General features: G+C 29.9%; 11 protein-coding genes. 8 read left to right on the forward strand and 3 right to left on the reverse strand.

All coding sequences use genetic code 11. The features are described 5' to 3' along the window. Positions 1 to 19: 19 nt before the first annotated feature. The 5 genes from radA to MSCUN_RS03550 all read left to right on the forward strand — a co-directional run bounded on the left by radA (position 20) and on the right by MSCUN_RS03550 (position 8,283). Positions 20 to 988 carry a DNA repair and recombination protein RadA gene (radA, locus tag MSCUN_RS03530; RefSeq protein ID WP_095607837.1) on the forward strand — a complete coding sequence of 323 codons (969 nt, stop codon included), beginning with the start codon at positions 20 to 22 and terminating at the stop codon, positions 986 to 988. Between the two features lie 190 nt (positions 989 to 1,178). Next, complete coding sequence (locus tag MSCUN_RS03535) at positions 1,179 to 2,081, forward strand: AEC family transporter (protein WP_095607838.1); 903 nt, start codon at positions 1,179 to 1,181, stop codon at positions 2,079 to 2,081. 249 nt (positions 2,082 to 2,330) lie between these two features. Further along, a complete protein-coding gene (locus tag MSCUN_RS03540) occupies positions 2,331 to 4,295 on the forward strand; it encodes a CoB--CoM heterodisulfide reductase iron-sulfur subunit A family protein (protein WP_095607839.1) in 1,965 nt (654 codons plus the stop codon). A 313-nt stretch (positions 4,296 to 4,608) separates the two neighbouring features. Next, positions 4,609 to 5,877: a serine hydroxymethyltransferase gene (gene glyA / locus MSCUN_RS03545; RefSeq protein ID WP_095607840.1), complete on the forward strand. Its 1,269-nt coding sequence runs from the start codon at positions 4,609 to 4,611 to the stop codon at positions 5,875 to 5,877. Between the two features lie 258 nt (positions 5,878 to 6,135). After that, on the forward strand, positions 6,136 to 8,283 hold the full coding sequence (locus tag MSCUN_RS03550) for a phage holin family protein (protein ID WP_095607841.1): 2,148 nt from the start codon (positions 6,136 to 6,138) through the stop codon (positions 8,281 to 8,283). Between the two features lie 31 nt (positions 8,284 to 8,314). On the opposite strand, the gene MSCUN_RS03555 is transcribed toward MSCUN_RS03550, so the two are convergent. From MSCUN_RS03555 to MSCUN_RS03565, 3 genes are read right to left on the reverse strand one after another with little or no spacing between them, the layout of a single operon-like run. Beyond that, positions 8,315 to 9,028 (reverse strand): flavoprotein, encoded by a 714-nt coding sequence (locus tag MSCUN_RS03555; RefSeq protein WP_095607842.1) that lies wholly within the window; start codon positions 9,026 to 9,028, stop codon positions 8,315 to 8,317. A gap of 31 nt (positions 9,029 to 9,059) precedes the next feature. After that, entirely contained in the window at positions 9,060 to 9,959 is a 900-nt protein-coding gene (locus tag MSCUN_RS03560; RefSeq protein WP_245837607.1) for a metallophosphoesterase, read from the reverse strand. Then, positions 9,956 to 10,321 (reverse strand): DUF192 domain-containing protein, encoded by a 366-nt coding sequence (locus MSCUN_RS03565; protein WP_095607843.1) that lies wholly within the window; start codon positions 10,319 to 10,321, stop codon positions 9,956 to 9,958. Before MSCUN_RS03565 ends, MSCUN_RS03560 begins: the two co-directional genes overlap by 4 nt. A 315-nt stretch (positions 10,322 to 10,636) precedes the next feature. Between MSCUN_RS03565 and MSCUN_RS03570 the strand changes: the two genes are divergently transcribed. The 3 genes from MSCUN_RS03570 (at position 10,637) to MSCUN_RS08290 (ending at position 19,261) form a co-directional block, all read left to right on the forward strand. Next, the gene (locus tag MSCUN_RS03570; RefSeq protein ID WP_095607844.1) at positions 10,637 to 11,860 is read left to right on the forward strand and encodes a methionine adenosyltransferase; all 1,224 of its coding nucleotides are present in this window, start codon (positions 10,637 to 10,639) and stop codon (positions 11,858 to 11,860) included. Between the two features lie 1,023 nt (positions 11,861 to 12,883). Further along, a complete protein-coding gene (locus MSCUN_RS03575) occupies positions 12,884 to 17,782 on the forward strand; it encodes a beta strand repeat-containing protein (RefSeq protein WP_109582979.1) in 4,899 nt (1,632 codons plus the stop codon). Positions 17,783 to 18,622: 840 nt separating this feature from the next. Then, entirely contained in the window at positions 18,623 to 19,261 is a 639-nt protein-coding gene (locus MSCUN_RS08290) for a hypothetical protein (RefSeq protein ID WP_170104027.1), read from the forward strand. Positions 19,262 to 19,469: the final 208 nt, after the last annotated feature.

Raw genomic sequence — 19,469 nt, forward strand, 5'->3', positions numbered from 1 at the left:
TATTAGGAAAACGATACCCATGACAAACAAAGAAGAAGAAATAATAGAAGAAAAAATAGAACTAGAAGACTTACCAAGTGTAGGAGAAAAAACAGCACAAAAACTCAGAGATGCAGGATTTGGAGATATGATGCGTCTTGCAACAGCAACAGCAAAAGAGTTAAGCGTAAAAGTAGAAATTGGAGAAGGAGTAGCAGCAAAAGTAATTGAAGCTGCACGAAAAGCTGAAAAAATAGACTTTGAAAGTGCATTTGAAGTATCCCAAAGAAGACTTGATGTAGGACGTATCACCACAGGAAGTAAAGGACTCGATGAACTCATCGGTGGAGGAATAGAAACCCAGTCTATTACAGAAGTATATGGAGAATTTGGATCAGGAAAAAGTCAAATATCACATGAACTTGCAGTAACCACACAACTACCAGTTGAAGAAGGTGGACTTGATGGAGATGTAGTATTCATAGATACAGAAAACACATTTAGACCAGAACGTGTAGCACAAATTGCAACAGGATTCGGACTTGATGTTGATGAAGTACTAAAAAGAATACACGTAGCACGAGCATTTAACAGTAGTCACCAAATATTAATGGCTGATAAAATTAATGAACTCATACAAAGTGGAGTACCAATTAAACTTATCATCATAGATTCTCTAATGGCACACTTTAGAGCAGAATATGTTGGTCGTGAATCACTTGCAACAAGACAACAAAAACTAAACCAACACCTACACACACTACAAACAATAGCAAACTCATATAATGTTGCTGTACTAATTACAAACCAAGTACAATCAAAACCTGATGCATTCTTTGGAACACCAACAAAAGCTGTTGGAGGACACGTTCTAGGACACGCATCAACATACAGAGTATTACTTAAAAAAGGATTATCAGGAAAAAGAGTAGCAAGACTTGTAGATAGTCCACATTTACCTGAAGGTGAAGCTGTATTTAAAGTAACAACAGAAGGACTTGTTGACTAGATATAGTATTTAAATTTTAACCCCCCCTCCCCGTATCTTTTTTTTTATTCACTAATAATTTTTTTTAATATATGATAATTAATATATATTATTTATAACAAACATTAGGTTTAGCTTAACTTTTTTATTATAAATGGAAATGTTATAATTTTTTTTATTTTTAAATAATTAAAGGAGGATTTATTTTAAAATGGCTAGTGCAATTGAAATTATTTTAATTCCTACCCTCATGATAGTTATAGGATATCTATTTAAAAGACTTGGTATTTTAAAACCTCAAGATAGTAATGTTTTATCATCTATTGTAATTACTGTAAGTATGCCTGCTATGATATTTCTTAACTTATCTAAGGCAACTATTCATCCAAGTTTAGGAATACTTCCTATTACATCAATTATTATAAGTGTTATTGGAATGATTATTGCATATGCTTATTGTAAAAGTCGCAGTTATGATAAGATTAAAACATGGACCATTATGATTGCTGCTGCTATGATGAATACTGGATTTATTGGTTATCCAATTACTCTTGGTGTATTTGGTGAAGAAGGTTTAATTCATGCAATTTTCTTTGATCTTGTAACACCTATTCTTTTCGTAGCTTATGGTATGATTCTTGTACGTGAATTTGGTGGAGATCGCAAACGTGTTATTCGTGAAGGTCTTACATTTATGCCACTTTGGGGTGTAATATTTGGTCTTATTGCTAATGCTGTGCATTTTCAACCAGGCTATGTAATTGGAAGTACTCTTAACTATCTTTCAGAATCTACAGTGCCACTTATCATGTTATCACTCGGTTTAACTATTAATTTCCGAGATGTTAAAAAGTATATGAGTGATTCAGTTGTTGTATCAGCTATCAGATTACTTATTGCACCATGTATTGTATTTATTACTTTTAGTTTGTTACATATAACTGGTATGGTATTTGATGTTTCAGTTTTAGAAAGTGGTATGTCTACTGCTATGACAGCCCTGGTTCTTGCTATCACATATAAGCTTGATGATAGACTTATGAGTTCAATTATCCTTGTTGATGTTCTTCTTAGTTTAATTACATTAACATGTTGGATTTCACTCATAATGTAAAAGGTAATTTATTTTTAGTTTAGACTAAAATTAAATTTTTATTTTTTATTTTTTTTAAAAAATTAATTAATTCGTTTTTATACAAACAACATATAATTATATATATGAAGAAAACTTAATTTTAAAATATAGGATATAATTTGTTAAATTTTTAATAGTTAACAAGAATTTTTTTATAGATTTTTTAGAAAAAAAAATCCGATTTTTATATAATAAAACATCATAGTCTTATTAAATAGGTGATTTAACTTGGCAGATAATAATAACGAAGAATTACGTATTGGAGTTTACACATGCCACTGTGGAGTAAACATTGGTGGAGTAGTAGACTGTGCAGAAGTAGCTAAATATGTAGAAGACCTTCCTGATGTAGTAATCTCACGTGAATACAAATACATGTGCTCAGACCCAGGACAAAAATTAATTCAAGATGATATTAAAGAATTAGACTTAAACAGAGTTGTAGTAGCAGCATGTAGTCCACGTTTACACGAACCTACATTCAGAAGATGTGTAAAAGAAGCAGGATTAAACGAATTCTTATTCGAATTTGTAAACCTAAGAGAACAAGACTCCTGGGTACACGGAGACGATCCTGTAGGAGCTACAGAAAAAGCAAAAGATTTAGTACGTATGGGAGTTGCAAAAGTAAGATTACTCAACCCACTAACACCTGAAGTAGTATCAGTAACCAAAACAGCAATGGTTATTGGTGGAGGAATTGCAGGTATTCAAACCGCACTCGACTTAGGAGATATGGGATTCAAAACTTACCTTGTAGAAAGAAACCCAACATTAAGTGGAAGAATGGGACAACTCGATAAAACATTCCCTACACTTGACTGTTCAATGTGTATCTTAGCACCTAAAATGGTAGATGCAAGTAAACACCCAAACATTGAACTACTCGCATACTCAGAAGTAGAAGACGTAGATGGATACATCGGAAACTTCAAAGTAACAGTAAAACAAAAAGCAAGATATGTAAATGCTGAAACCTGTACAGGTTGTGGAGTATGTCAAGAAGTATGTCCAATTGAAATACCAAACTACTTCGATGAAGGAACCGGTATGGTAAAAGCAGCATACATCCCATTCCCACAAGCAGTACCTCTTGTTGCAACAATCGACAAAGACTACTGTATCAACTGTCACTTATGTGACAAAGCATGTGAAATCGGAGCTATTGAACACGATCAAGAACCTTCATACGTAGATCTTGAAATCGGTACAATAGTAGTAGCAACAGGTTACGACCCATTCGATGCAGAAGAAAAAGAAGAATACTTATTCGGTCAAGCTGAAAACGTAATTACCGGATTACAAATTGAAAGATACATCAACGCATCAGGACCAACACAAGGACACGTTATCCAACCTTCATCTGGAGAAACACCAAAAAGAGTTGCTTTCTTACAATGTGTAGGATCACGTGACGAAAAAGTTGGAAACCCATACTGTTCCAGAGTATGTTGTATGTACGCAATGAAAAACGCACAATTATGTGTAGACCACGAACCAGATACCGAAGTAGCTATATACTACATTGATATCCGTTCATACGGTAAAGGATACGAAGAGTTCTACAGACTATCACAAGAAAAATACGGAATTAAATTCATCAGAGGAAAAGCAGCACAACTTATTGAAAACCCTGATAAAACAATCACCGTACGTGCAGAAGACAGTCTCCTCGGAAAAATCACAGCATTCACATACGACCTTGTTGTGCTATCCGTAGGACTTGTACCTCCAAAAGGACAAGACGAACTTAGACAAACACTCGGAATTTCTAAAAGTGCAGACGGCTTCTTCATGGAAGCTCACCCTAAACTTAGACCAGTTGACACCATGACAGACGGTATATACCTTGCTGGTGTAGCACAAGGTCCTAAAGATATTCCTGACTCAGTATCACAAGCATCAGGAGCAGCAGCAAGAGCAGCTATTCCTATGATTAAAGGAGAAGTAAACATTGAACCTATCATCGCAGAAGTTGACAAAGACAACTGTGGTGGATGTGAAATCTGTATTGAACTATGTCCATTCGGAGCACTATCCATTGAAGATGATGGTAAATGTGGAGTAAACGTAGCATTATGTAAAGGATGTGGAACCTGTGTAGGAGCATGTCCAACAGGTGCACTTGATCAAGCTCACTTCAAAAACAACCAAATCCTTGCACAAATTGAAGCTGCATTCGGAAAATTATAAGTATAGAAATTTTAACTTAGAAAAAAACACTATACATATTGACTGTTGAATAAAACTTTTGTACTCAGACGATTAAAAAGAAAAGACACATTTTAGGAGAATTATTCTCCTACCACAATCTTTTCTTTAAAAAGAAAATAAAAACAAACTTTTTTTAAAAATTTAATTAAAACCTTTCTTTATAAAATATATACTTAAAATATGAAAAACTAATTATAAGATTAAAAACATAATAAAAAAATATAGTATATAAATATTGGAAGAATATTACAATAGAATACCTATCATTATTTTTACGGAGGAATATTATATAATGTCTAATTTTGAAGAAGCACAAGAAATAGAAAATTTAACAAGACAACACCACGATTGGATGAAAAATAGTTTAAACCTTATTGCATCAGAAAACATAACAAGCCGAGCAGTAAGAGAAGCAATGGCATCAGATCTATCCCACAGATATGCTGAAGGACTTCCAGGAGAAAGATTATATGAAGGATGTACATACATCGATGCAATAGAAGATATAACAATAGATTTATCAAAAAAACTATTTGGAGCAGAACATGCAAATGTACAATCAACATCAGGAGTAATAGCAAACCTTGCAAGCTTCTTTGCAACAACACAACCTGGTGATCGTATAATGTCAATCAACGTACCAGAAGGAGGACATATAAGTCACGCTGGAGTAAGTGCAGCAGGAGTACGTGGACTTAAAATATCATCAATACCAATGGATACAGAAACAATGAATGTAGACATTGACAAAACACAAGAAAAAATAAGAAGACTTGAACCTAAAGTAATAGTACTTGGAGGAAGTTTATTCTTATTCCCACACCCAGTATCAGAAGTTGTAGAAACAGCACAAGAAGTAGGAGCACGTGTAATGTATGATGGAGCACACGTACTAGGACTTATTGCTGGAAAACAATTCCAAGATCCAATAGCAGAAGGAGCAGATATTGTAACAGGAAGTACACACAAAACATTCCCAGGACCACAAGGTGGAATCATCCTATGTAAAGAAGATCTACATAAAAAAATAGATAACTGTGTATTCCCAGGACTTGTAAGTAACCACCACCTCCACCATATGGCAGGATTAGGAATTGCAACAGCAGAAATGCTAGAATTTGGAGAAGACTACGCAAAACAAACCGTAAATAACGCTCAAGCACTAGCACAAGAATTATATGATCTTGGATTTAACGTACTATGTGAAGATCAAGGATTTACCAAATCACACCAAGTAGTAATGGATGTAAAAGAACTAGGCGATGTTGCTAAAATGGCAAAAACACTAGAAGCAAACAACATTATACTTAACAAAAACCTCCTCCCATGGGATGACGTAAATGACAGTGCAAACCCATCAGGAATAAGAATGGGAACACAAGAGTTAACCCACAGAGGATTTAAAGAAGACAACATGAAAGATGTAGCAGAATTCATAAAAGCTGTAGTAATGGATGAAAAAGATGTAACAGAAGATGTAACAAACTACATGCAAGACTACACAACAGTACACTACACCTTTGATGAAGGCGAAGAAGGATACGATTACATCCAATTCTAAGAAAAAAAAATTACCAAAAAATAAAGGAGAAAAAACATCATAAAACTTCTCCCCAATTTTTTATTTCTTTTTTTAGTATAAAAAAAGAAAGAACACTAACTTTTTTTTTATTCCACTTCACATCATACTACTCAAAAAAAAGTAGTATTATATCTAATTTACCAACAAAATCACTAATTTTATTTAAATTAAATACTTAATATATAATAATATAAAAAAAAATGAATGAAATCAAAATAAGTGATGAGAGGGTAATAAATGGTAAATATATTCACAGACTCAGTTACAAAAACTGTTAAAACAATAATACTCTTTATACTTGAAGTTATCATATTTCTAGACTTAAACAATCTATTTGATATTATAGGAATTATAGACTTCAAAACTGCTTTTCTCATAATTTTAACAGTCTCAGTAATAAATGCCATACTCTGGCCAATAATATCATACTTCTCACTAAACTTTTTTGTCTTAACATTTGGTATTGGAACATTTATAATAGATGGAATAATACTATTAATTCTAAGTTATTTTATACATGGTTTTATAATGGAACCTGCTGATTTTATAACAGCACCACTTCTAATTGGTATTATAAATTCAGGTCTTGCTATTATTCTAAATTTTGACAATGAAGAAATATACTACCGGAATATTATTCGAAAAAGATTTGATAAATCAGATGATGAACAACCAGACAAACGTGGATTTATCTTTCTTGAAATAGATGGATTAGCATATGATGTATTAGTTGATGCAATAAAAAATGATGATATGCCAACTGTAAAAAGTATGCTGGAGGATGATTCACATCATCTTATTAAATGGGAAACAGATTTATCAAGTCAGACAAGCTCATCACAAGCTGGAATTTTACATGGAAATAACAATGATATACCAGCATTTCGTTGGGTTGAAAAAGACAATAATAATAAAATAGTATCATCAAATGGATTTGGAGACTCAGGACTAATTGAGGAGCGAATATCAAATCATCATGGTCTTTTATCTGAAAATGGTGGTAGTAGATGTAATCTCTTTACAGGAGATGCACCAGATTTTATATTAACACTAAGTAAACTATCAGATAGACATGTTTTACATACAAAAACATGGTATTACCTGTTTTCAGAGCCATACTTCATAGCACGTGTGATATCTTTAATGTTATGGGATATACTTGTTGAAATATTTTCACGAATATACCATAGACTTAAAAATATAAATCCACGCCTAAAACGACGAGGACTTAAATACTTTATAGCACGTTTTGGTGCAAATGTAATAATGCGTGAAGCAGCAACATCTGCAATAATAGGAGATGTACTTGATGGAGAATATGATAAAGTTTATACAACCTACATGGGATATGATGAAATAGCACATCATAGTGGAATACGAGATCCTGATGCATTCTATGCACTAAGACAAATTGATAAACAATTTAGTAATATTAAACGTGTAATAGATTCAGCAAATCGTAAATATGAGCTAATCATACTATCAGATCATGGACAATCAGTAGGACCAACATTTAAGATGAAATACAAATTAACACTAGAAGATTTAGTACGAACATATCTACCTGAACATACAAAGATTCATAGTATATTATATTCAAACAATGATCACATATTTGATAATGTAAGTTTATCAACACACTTAAAACAAAACAGAAACAGAATTAAAGAAGAACATGAAAAACTAAGAGAAGTTGCAGAAATACTAAGAAATAAAAAAGATAGGCTACTAGATCGAAAATTCTTTAATGAAGCTGAACCTATGATAAATAAAATTGAAGATATAGCAAATAGTATGGGATTTGATATAGATTTAACACATGATGATGTAGTAGATATTGATGAGGTTGAAACAATAGTATTAGCTTCAGGAAATCTAGGATTAATATATTTCACACAGTGGAATAAACGCTTAACATATGAAAAAATAAATGATGCATTCCCTGGTCTTATCCGTGGACTTGCATCACATCCCGGAATAGGATTTATAATGGTAAAAAGCTCGGTATATGGAACATTAGTATTTAATGATGATAACATATACTACTTAGATGATGATTATTATAAATATCCTAATGATAGATTCCTAGATAAATATGGTGATAATATTGCAGATCATCTTAGACGTACAGATAGTTTTAAACATGTGCCAGATATTCTTGTAAATAGTACATATAACGTTGATGATGATCAGGTTTATGCATTTGAAAATCTAATTGGAAGTCATGGTGGAGCTGGTGGAACACAACAATATCCATTCATATTTGCACCTAAATCTTGGAATCCTAGTAAACCAATTATTGGAGCTGAAAATGTTCATAAATTCTTCAAAAATGAGATGAATAAGATATGGGATGAAGAAGAAAAATTAAAAGAAAATAAATAACTTTAATTTTTTTATAAAAGAATATAAATTTTTATTCTTTTTCTATTTTTTTTATATATTCAACTATTTTGTCTGGTTGATATACTGTTTTTATGTTTTCTATTGTTGAGAGTTTTTGAGTATTTTGTGCATCTATTTTTCTTATGTAAAGTTCTATTTTTTCATCAACTACTAATGCATCATTTATACAAATATCCTTACATATATGACAACTAACACATTTTGACTTATCAATATATGGAGGATTAATTGCATCATTTGGACATAGTCTCATTGGAATACAATTTTCATGTACTACACATCTATCTTTTCTGATATATGGTGGTATTGTAGTTGTTATTAGACCTGGTGTTTGATCAACAGGTAAGACTATTAGTGGTATTTGACCTTTTCCAGATTGAGCTGCTATGTTTGTAATAAGAGTATCTGCAATTCCATGTACAATTTTTGCTGTACTATTTGCTGTTAATGGTGCTATTATTATTACATCATACTTCTGATGTGTAAGTTTACCAGATAACGGATAGCTAAATTCTTGATCTTCATCTTTAATATGCTTATTTTCGTAGTTTAAAGATACAATATTTTCTATTTTTTCATTGAATCCATAAAGTTGTATTACTTCATCTGCTGCTTTTGATGTTGTAATTGTAACTATATTATCATCTAATGCTAGATTTTCAAGTATACTGAGAGATTCAGCTAGAAAGTGTCCTGCTCCTGTTATTGCCCATAATATTTTCATAAATAATCAACATATTTCTCCTAATTTTTTCCTAGTTTAAGTGGTATTTTTTAGTTTTAAGTGTGATTCGTGTTATTTCATAAAATGAATTTATTCTAAACCAGAATGAATTTGTACCAATACCTCTATTTGTATATTGTATCATATCACCTACCTGATATGTGTCAACTGGATATTTTCTAAAATTACGACCACGTATTGGTGTTCTGATTCCTGGTAATTCAAACTGTCCTCCATGTGAATGTCCTGAAAGTTGTAGTATGAATGGTTTAAGTTTTGCTGTTGTATCAGCAAAGTCTGGTTCATGTGCAAGCATTATAGCAGGTGCATCATAATCTAGTTTTGATTCTACCTTTTTAATATCATCATATCCTACTGTTATACTATCAACTCCTGCTATTTGAAGTTTATCAGATCCACGTTTTATTGTATAAATATCATTATCAAGATTTATAACACCAGCATTTCTAAGTGCCCATCTTACAGCTTCTGGATTTGTCCAATGATCATGATTTCCAAGAACAGATAATGTAACATCTTTTGGTTGTAGTTTAGATAATGAATCTGTAAGTTGATTTAGATATTCATTAGCTTGGTATGATAGAAAATCACCAGTAAGTACCACACAATCTGGTTCTAGATTATTTATTATCTGCACTACACCATCAAGTTTTTCCTTATTTAACCACTGTCCTAGGTGTATATCTGTTATTTGCACGATTTTATATCCATCAAATTCCCCAGGTAGTTTATTTGATGATATGACAAGATCTACTATTTTAAAGTGTTTGGGATTGAATTTTCCCATATTTAGTAATGTTCGTGCATTGTTCATAAATGTTTGAAGATCATATCTAAACTTCATATTATGATTTATTTGAAAGTGATTTTCATCCCTGTTTGTCTGTGTATTTTTGTTGTTGTTATTCATATTCTCTTCACGACTTCTATTGTTGTATTAGTTGTTATCTTATTTTTCTTTATTGTGTTTTTAGGTAGTTCTATTATATATTTTGTTTGATTATTTTTTGGTATATACATTTTCCATGGTGGAAGGGTAACATATTCAAGTATTTTATTATCTTCACTTATATATAAAATATCTATTGTTTTTTTCATGAAAAATGTATGAATCGATGAGAAGTGTCTTTTAGATGTTTTCTGAGTAAATAATAGTGGTTTTATCGTATTTTTAAACATTAAACCTATAAGTCTTTTATAGAAGTTTGATGCATATTCAAGTTTTATATGTTTTTGTTCAATTTTATTGTTATAAATTACTAGTTCGTACATGATATATTAATATTTAGTTATATATTTTTCATAATAATTAAAATTATAGTAGAAATACATATAATATAATATTTAGTAGTTTTAAAAAATCTTAAATATAAATTAAAAAGAAATATAGTAACATTACTATAAAAAATAAATCAAATAATACAAAAAAAAATATAACTTGATATAATATATATTTTTTTTAAAAAAAAGAAAGGGACTTGTAAAATAAAAAATACATACTTTACAAGAAGGAACTTACAAAAAAATAATAGTAAAATAATAACAATTACAAAAAAAACCTCAAACAACTCTTTAAAAGGTGTACAAATGAGAAATATAAAAATAGAAAAAGCTGTACAAAATATAGCAGCAAACGATGAAATCGAAATAGTAGAAAGAAAAGGAATCGGACACCCAGACAGTATAAGTGATGGAATAGCAGAAGCAGTAAGCCGAACACTATCAAGAACATACAAAGAAAAAGTAGGACATGTACTACACCACAACACAGACGAAGTACAACTTACAGCAGGAGAATCTGATCCTAAATTTGGTGGTGGACAAATCATCAAACCTATACAAATACTATTAACAGGAAGAGCAGCAAATGAATTCACACTACCAAATGGTGAAACACACAAAGTAGGAGTAGACTACATAGCAATTGAAGCTGCAAAAAAATTCCTAGATGAAACAATCATAAACCTAGACATAGACTACGGAACAGTAGTAGAATGTAAAATAGGACAAGGATCAGCAGATCTAAGAGATGTATTCCAAAGACCTAACGCAATACCATCAGCAAACGACACCTCATTTGGAGTAGGATTCTACCCACTAACAGAAACTGAAAACCTAGTACTAAAAACAGAAGAACTTCTAAATTCAAAAGACTTCAAAAAAGATCACCCTTATGTTGGAGAAGACATAAAAGTAATGGGATTACGTGAAAAAGACGAAATCACACTTACAATTGCATCAGCATTTGTATCAAAATATGTAGATGATGTAGATGCATATCTAAACATGAAAGATGAAATCAACAACATCGTAGCAGATTTAGCAGCAAAAGAAACAGACCTAAGCGTTGAAACACTTATCAACACAGCAGATGATGAAACCAAAAAAGACGAATCAGGATACTACCTTACAGTAACAGGTACAAGTGCAGAAATGGGAGATGATGGATCAGTAGGAAGAGGAAACAGATCAAACGGACTCATCACACCAAACAGACCAATGTCAATGGAAGCAACATCAGGTAAAAACCCAATTAACCACGTAGGAAAAATCTACAACCTTCTATCTAACGAAATCACACGTGAAGTATACAGTGATGTTGAAGGAGTAAAAAATATAGATATGGTAATACTCAGTCAAATAGGAAAACCAATCGACCAACCAAGAACAGCAACAGCTCACATCCAAACAGAAGATGGATACACAATTGATGAAATCGAAGAAGATGTAACACGTATCATCGACAGATGGCTTGAAAACATCACAGACATCAAAGACTTCATGCTTGAAGGAAAACTAAGAACATTATAAAAAAAATAGAATTCTTACCTCTCCCCCACTTTTATTAAATCTTTTTTTTCTAAATCAAAAAAAAAACAATTTTCTTTAATTATTAATATAACTTTTTTGAATAAAAAACCTAATTTTAAAAATAAAATCACTCATTTTGAAATAAACAAAATATAGTCACTATTAAGCTTAAAAAACACGTGAAATAAACTTAATTTTTTAAATACTAAAAAATAAAAAAGGGGGAATAAAATCAACTAATTTCTATATATAAAGTTTATAATCAAAAAAATACTAATTTTAAGAAAAAAAGTCTTATGAAATACAAATATTTCACCCTTTTAAGATACTATTATTAAAAGAAGACCTAATTTAACATAACTTAACATAAATACTTACCTACTTTTTTTTAAGTTAAAAAAAATTATCTTATTATTAGCAAATATTTATTAACTAAAATATTGATAAATAATAAGTGCAAAAAATCTTTAAATAAAATGAATTTTAATAAAAAAATAACATATTTCCTGTATGTCTATTTTTTTTAAGGTAATATTCTATTTTTTATAAAAAAAATTTACTTTAATTTAATGTTTTAAATTTTTTTTTATTTATTAATCTAAAAATTAATCTAAAAAAAATCTTTTACTATACATTTTTTCCATATAAGAAATTTTATTTTTTATATTATTTTTTCCTTAATATTTAATTTCCTAGATTTTCTAAATTTCTAATTTAAAATCTATTTAATTCATATTAAGAAAATTATGGATTTTTTATTAGATACAAAAAAAAATTTAGGATATTTAAAAGATAATTAATAAGATAAGAAAAAAAAAATAATTTCTTAACATTTAAGAAAAAAAATAAATTTTTTTTAAATTATAAATCATCACCCTATTTTTTTATAGTATTCATCTTTAATATTTTATTATTATAATCTTATTTTTCTAAAAAAAAGTGAAAACTCATTATTTTAAAGCAAAAGTAAACCTTATTAAAAATCAAGGAATAATTTAATAATTTTTTTTGGAGAAGGTCTTAATGAAACAAAATTCCAAGTTTTTATTAATAGGATTACTTGTACTTTCAATACTAATAAGCATAAGTGCAATTAACGCAACAGACGATAATACAAGCATGAATGCAATAAAAACAGCAGATAATACCCAAGATTTGCTAAATACACAAACGAACACAATACAAAAAAATAATAGTATTAAAAGTATAACAAAATCAGAAAATAAAAATATAAAAAATGAAAATACTAATAATAAAATAAAAACACAAAAAATAGAAAATAACAAAATAAATTCAGATACAGTATATAAAAATTCAAAGAAAGATTACACAGTAAATAACTATGAAGAACTATATAATACAATAGACTCAATTAAACACTCATCAACAAACAATGAAGAAACAGTAAGTCTAAATGAAGGAACATACACAATAACAAATACAATAACATGGGATATAAATAAAACTCTTATAATAAATGGAAATGGAAAAACAATAATAAATGGTACACAAACAAACCAATTTATGATAATTGGTGCAACTAGCTCTGTAATATTAAATAATATTATTATAGCAGATTGTCATGCTGAAAAAGGTGGAGCAATATATGATGAAGGAACACTGAGAATTAATAATGTTTCTTTTATTAATAACACAGTACCAGCAAATGGAGGAGCAATATATACTACTGCAGGTAGTAGTTTATTTATTGAAAAATCCACATTTGATAGTAACAAACAAACAGAACATGTTAGTGGTAATAGTAAAGGTTATAATGGAGGAGCACTTAGTGTTCGAGGTACATTATATATAAATGATTCTACATTCATAAACAACCTTGCAAGTTATACTAATACTGAAACTGATAGTGATGGTGGAAATGGAGGAGCAATTGCTTTTGTAACTAGTACAAACGATTTAACTATTACTAACTCCAGATTTGATAATAATAGTGCTCGTCATGGTGGAGCAATATTAATAATGAACCTAAACTCTGATGAAGGAACAAGAACAATTAAAAATGTTACATTCACAAACAACCAAGGAGTATATGGAACAATTGTAACATACAATACACTAACTATTAACAATTCCACATTTAAAAACAATATTATGAGTGGATATGGTAGTGGATCAAATCATGCATCAGGTGGAGCTATACTAATTAACTCTTATAATAAAACTGCTAGTCCAAGTTTAACAGTAAATAATTCTATCTTTGATAAAAATGAAGCATATGAAGGTGGAGTAATAGACATAGCTTCCGTAACAAGAGATTGTAAAAATGCAACTGTAACTATTAATAACTCCACATTTAAAAACAATAATGCAACAAATGGTGGAGCAATTTACCTTGAATATGGTGATATTACAATAGATAACTCCATATTTGATAATAATACAGGAAAACTTGGTGGAGCTTTATATCTTAAAGGACATGCAAATATTAATAATTCAACATTTACAAAAAACAATGCAACATCAAATGGTGGAGCAATAAATGTTTACAATGTAAATGTACTATCAGCTAATCCATACACACTTAATATTAAAAATTCAATATTTACAGATAATATTGCATCATCAAATGGTGGAGCAATAGCTACACAACATATAGCTGTTAATAACACTACATTCACCAATAATAAAGCAGGTGCTAAAGGTGGAGCAATTCATTCAGCTAACACTGTTAAAACTATGCCTGTAAATATAAATAATTCCAAATTTACACAAAATACCGCCGGAACTAATGGAGGAGCAATATCTCTTACTAGCTTAACTATGATAACAAATACAAACTTCACAGATAATAAAGCTATGACAGGTGGAGCAATACATGGAACTACAAGTAATTTAACAATTACCAACTCCAACTTCAACAATAATAAAGCAAACTCTACAACTGGTGGAGGAGCAATATATAGTTCTGGAAATCTAAACATTACAAACAACAACTTTACTGACAACACAGCAACACTTAAAGGTGGAGCTATATTTATAACACCAAATAAAAACTTAACAATCAGTGATTCAAAATTCGATAATAACAAAGCAATAAATGAAACAAACTATACCTATGGTGGAGCAATATATACAAATGCACGTACAAATATAACTAACACTGAATTTACAAACAACAATGCATCATACGGTGGAGCAATATACTTTACTAGAAATGATACATCCAACATAACCAACTCCAAATTCACAAATAACATTGCAGCAAACAGAGGTGGAGCAATATATAATAATGCATCATCCACATTAGATATTACAAACACAATATTTGATAAAAACAGTCATACTAACACAACTAAAGCTAACAATAATGATTATGGAGGAGCAGCAATATTCTCCGAAGGTGGATTACACATTACAAGTACAAACTTCACAAACAACCATGCAAACTACACACATGGAGTAGCAAATAGTGATGGTGGAAACGGTGGAGCAATTGTACACTACAACAGTATAAAAGACCTAATAATCAAAAATTCAAACTTTAATAATAACTCAGCACGTCATGGAGGAAGTATCCTAATATACAATGGTGATAGTGATGATGGATTAAAAGTTATTGAAAACACAACATTTAATGGATCTGTAGGAGTATATGGTACAATAGAAACATACAACAGCCTAAATATTACAAGTACAGTATTTGCAAATAACACCATGGAAGACTATGGTAGTGGAAATCGTTTAGGTTCAGGAGGAGCTATAGTACTAAATAGTTACTTTACAGCACAAAGTATAAAATTATCAATTGATAATTCAACATTTGAAAACAACACAGCTACAGAAGGTGGAGTAATACGTACAGGATCACCAGTTCCAACCACATTTGCAGCACCAACCTTAGAAATTACAAACAGTAACTTTAAAAATAACCATGCATATTCAACAGGTGGAGCAATAAGCACATACCCAGCTGATATTACAATAACTAACACTAACTTCACAAACAACAAAGCTGACAATTGGGGTGGAGCAATAAGCACGGGAATATCCAACTTAACAATTACTGGCTCAAAATTCACAAATAACTCAGCAACAAAATATGGTGGAGCAATATATTCTGTACTTGATAGTACATTAAAAGTAAATAATGCTACCTTTACTAACAACACACAAACACAAGTTGAAGGTGCTAACCGTAATGATTATGGAGGAGCAGCAATATTCTCAAATGCTACACTAGACATTAATGATACAACATTTATAAACAATAATGCAAATTATACCCATAATGTTTCAAATAGTGATGGAGGAAATGGAGGAGCAATTGCTTTTATTAACAGTACCAATAAACTAAACATTAATAATTCCAGATTTGATGCTAATAGTGCTCGTCACGGTGGATCAATATTAATAATGAATGGTAACTCTGATGAAGGAATAAAAACAATTACAAACACTACTTTCACCAACTCAAGAGGAGTATATGGTACAATAGAAACATACAACAGTCTAAACATTACAGACTCTCTATTTGATAAAAACATAATGGAAGATTATGGTAGTGGAAAACGTGTAGGTTCAGGAGGAGCTATAGTACTAAATAGTATGGCTACTAATACAAAACCTGTATTAACAGTAGTAAGAACTAACTTTACAAATAACCAAGCAAGCTTAGCTGGAGCTATACATATTGGTGGAGTATCATCAACTAATGGACATCCATTATTAAACGTTTCAAATAGTACATTTAAAAATAACTCAGTATCATCTTACGGTGGAGCAATATATTCACAAATAAGTGATATGATATTTGAAAACAATTACTTCGTAGAAAATAAAGCTACCATGGGTGGAGTAATAATGTCCTATACAGGTTCAACTTTATCATCCAAAAATGATACATTTGAAAATAACAAAGCAACAAGTCATGGTGGAGTAATATATGCTGATAACTCAGAAATTCAAATAAATTCTTCAAAATTTATTAACAATAATGCTTCATTAGGTGGAGCACTCTTACTAGGACCAAATTTATCTTCATCAAACATTATTAATTCTAATTTCAGTAATAATAATGCAACTTATGGTGGAGCAATATTATCCTATAATAATGGTCAAATAAACAATACAGAATTTAATAATAATAATGCATCATATGGTGGAGCACTCTATGTTAACAGTGGAAGTCCTACTGTAGGTAATTCATCATTTAAACAAAACACTGCAAATGTCGGTGGAGCACTTTATAATGCTGGAACTTTAACATTAGATACTAACAACTTTGTTAATAATAATGGTGCTAATGGTGAAACTATTTACACAACAAAAGCTCTAAATACTAATGATAATACTATTAACTTAGATGATAGAACTGCATTTGCAAATCAAACCACTACTATTAGCTCACCAATTACAGATACAAGTGGTTCTAATAATTATGTATATGAAATTTATGATCCTGAAGGTAATTTAGAAAATACAGTTAATGCTGTTCTTATAGATAATAGTATAATTGTTGCTAATTATACTTTCACAAACACAGGAGTTTACACAGTTAAACTAACATATTCAGGTTCAGTTAATAATATTGAAATGAAAGTTACCGTTGGTAAATCTGCAATTACTGAAATTACTATTGATGAAATTGGATTAAAACATCCACAAGATTCTATCACAATTTCAGGAGTTGTAAATAGTGAAAGTGGTATTGTTGCAGGTGAAACTGTAATAATCTACATTAATGGTAAACAAGTAGCAACTGTTGTAACTGATAGTGAAAGTAAATATTCATACACAGCAACTATTACAACAATAGCAACTATGTTAATTTTATCTCCAACGATAGACTCACTAATATTCATTAAAGTTATATTAGCATCACGTTTAATAACATGTAACACACCAATAGTTTCACTACTAGTATATGCTGAACTTTCTGCATATTTAGCAGTTATTTCATAATCTTTAGGACTATTAATAACTTTATATTCCATAGAAGCAATACCATTGATAATGTTTACAATACCAATAGTTTTATTATTAAGTTTGAATACTACTTTGCCTGATAAGACAGCATTACCTTTCTCATCAACAACTTTAGCTGTGAAAACAGCATTACTATTAACTTTGCTTGTAATGTTTTCTACAGTAGTAGTTGTACTAAGTTTTTTAACATTTACTTGACTATTAGTGGTACTACTCATAAAGGAATCATTACCAATATAAACTGCATTAATTGTGTGATTTCCTGTTTTATTTGGAGCAGTTACATTAAGAGTAAAACTACCATTAGCATCACTATGAGTGATATAGTTCATACCATTAATAGTAATAAGTATAGGTGCATTATCTAAGATGTTATTATCATCTGTTGTTAATTTACCATTTACTATGAAAGTATCGTTGATAAGACTATTATCAGTATTATTAATACTTAAAACGGTATTTCTTTTAGTTATATTGATCATATTGGTATTATGAGTTGCATCATATCTTTCATTACCATCATATGTAGTAATTATATTTAGATTTCCAGCTTTTGTTGTTGGAATTACTTGACTAAATTTACCATCTTTATCTGTTGTTAGAGTGTATGTTACACCATTTACTGTGATTGTTACTTTTGCATTAGCAATTATATTAGCTTCACTATCTGTTAATTTACCATTAATTGTTACACTATCACCTGCAATAACATTATTAATATTATCAATAGCAATTGTAGTATCTAATTTACTTACAATAACATCAGTGCTATTAGTAAATTTAAGATATATACTATCTTCATTAATTGAAACATCAATGTTGTTTCTTCCAGGTAATAATGAAATAAATCCATCATTTACTGTAGTTTTTGTTGCTGAAGATGAAGGAATTGCTAATGATGGAATTGTTATCTTCAAAATTAATGGAGTAACACTACGTAATAGTGATGGTGGAGCTGTTAATAGTACAGTTGTTAATGGTATTGCAAGTATTTCATACACTATACCTTCATCATTTAGTGCTAAAAATTATACCATAACTGCTGTTTATTCTAATAATAATTATAATAGAGTAGAATCAACAGTTAATTTAACAATTATTAAAAGTAACGCAAAAACACAATTATCACCTATAAGTACTGTTCATGGAGAAAACACCACACTTAACATAACACTTTATGATCAGAAAGGTAGACAAATCATTCGTGATAATAAACTAGCAGTGAAAATTAATGGTAAAACTTATGTGCATAGTGTATATACTAATGGTTCAGCTAATATTGTAATACCTACAGAATCACTTAAAACTGGTCATTACAATTTAACAATTGTTTTCGGTGCAAATAATGCATATAATTCACTACGCTTAGATACTATACTATTTATCACAATGCCAGTTATTGATGATAGTCAAAATAGTACAATGAAAAATGAAACAGAAATTAAGGCATTATAGTCTTAATAATGTAAATAAAAAAATAAATACTCTCACCTCCCATATCTTTTTTTTTATTTTTTTTATAAAATGAATTTTAAATTACATTCCTTTAAAAAAAAAGAAGGATAAAAGTTGATTTTTTTATTATGTATTAAAAAAAAAATTGAAGCTAGATTTTTACAACTACTTTTTATTTTAGTTAAAGAAAAAAAAGGAGGAGAGTGAA

This window comes from Methanosphaera cuniculi (assembly GCF_003149675.1).
Lineage (GTDB): Archaea > Methanobacteriota > Methanobacteria > Methanobacteriales > Methanobacteriaceae > Methanosphaera > Methanosphaera cuniculi.

Bases quoted from the DNA above. Each gene is read 5' to 3' on its own strand.
- radA (WP_095607837.1), top strand. From the start codon at position 20: ATGACAAACAAAGAAGAAGAAATAATAGAAGAAAAAATAGAACTAGAA.
- MSCUN_RS03535 (WP_095607838.1), top strand. From the start codon at position 1,179: ATGGCTAGTGCAATTGAAATTATTTTAATTCCTACCCTCATGATAGTT.
- glyA (WP_095607840.1), top strand. From the start codon at position 4,609: ATGTCTAATTTTGAAGAAGCACAAGAAATAGAAAATTTAACAAGACAA.
- MSCUN_RS03550 (WP_095607841.1), top strand. From the start codon at position 6,136: ATGGTAAATATATTCACAGACTCAGTTACAAAAACTGTTAAAACAATA.
- MSCUN_RS03555 (WP_095607842.1), bottom strand. From the start codon at position 9,028: ATGAAAATATTATGGGCAATAACAGGAGCAGGACACTTTCTAGCTGAA.
- MSCUN_RS03560 (WP_245837607.1), bottom strand. From the start codon at position 9,959: ATGAATAACAACAACAAAAATACACAGACAAACAGGGATGAAAATCAC.
- MSCUN_RS03565 (WP_095607843.1), bottom strand. From the start codon at position 10,321: ATGTACGAACTAGTAATTTATAACAATAAAATTGAACAAAAACATATA.
- MSCUN_RS03570 (WP_095607844.1), top strand. From the start codon at position 10,637: ATGAGAAATATAAAAATAGAAAAAGCTGTACAAAATATAGCAGCAAAC.
- MSCUN_RS03575 (WP_109582979.1), top strand. From the start codon at position 12,884: ATGAAACAAAATTCCAAGTTTTTATTAATAGGATTACTTGTACTTTCA.
- MSCUN_RS08290 (WP_170104027.1), top strand. From the start codon at position 18,623: ATGTTGTTTCTTCCAGGTAATAATGAAATAAATCCATCATTTACTGTA.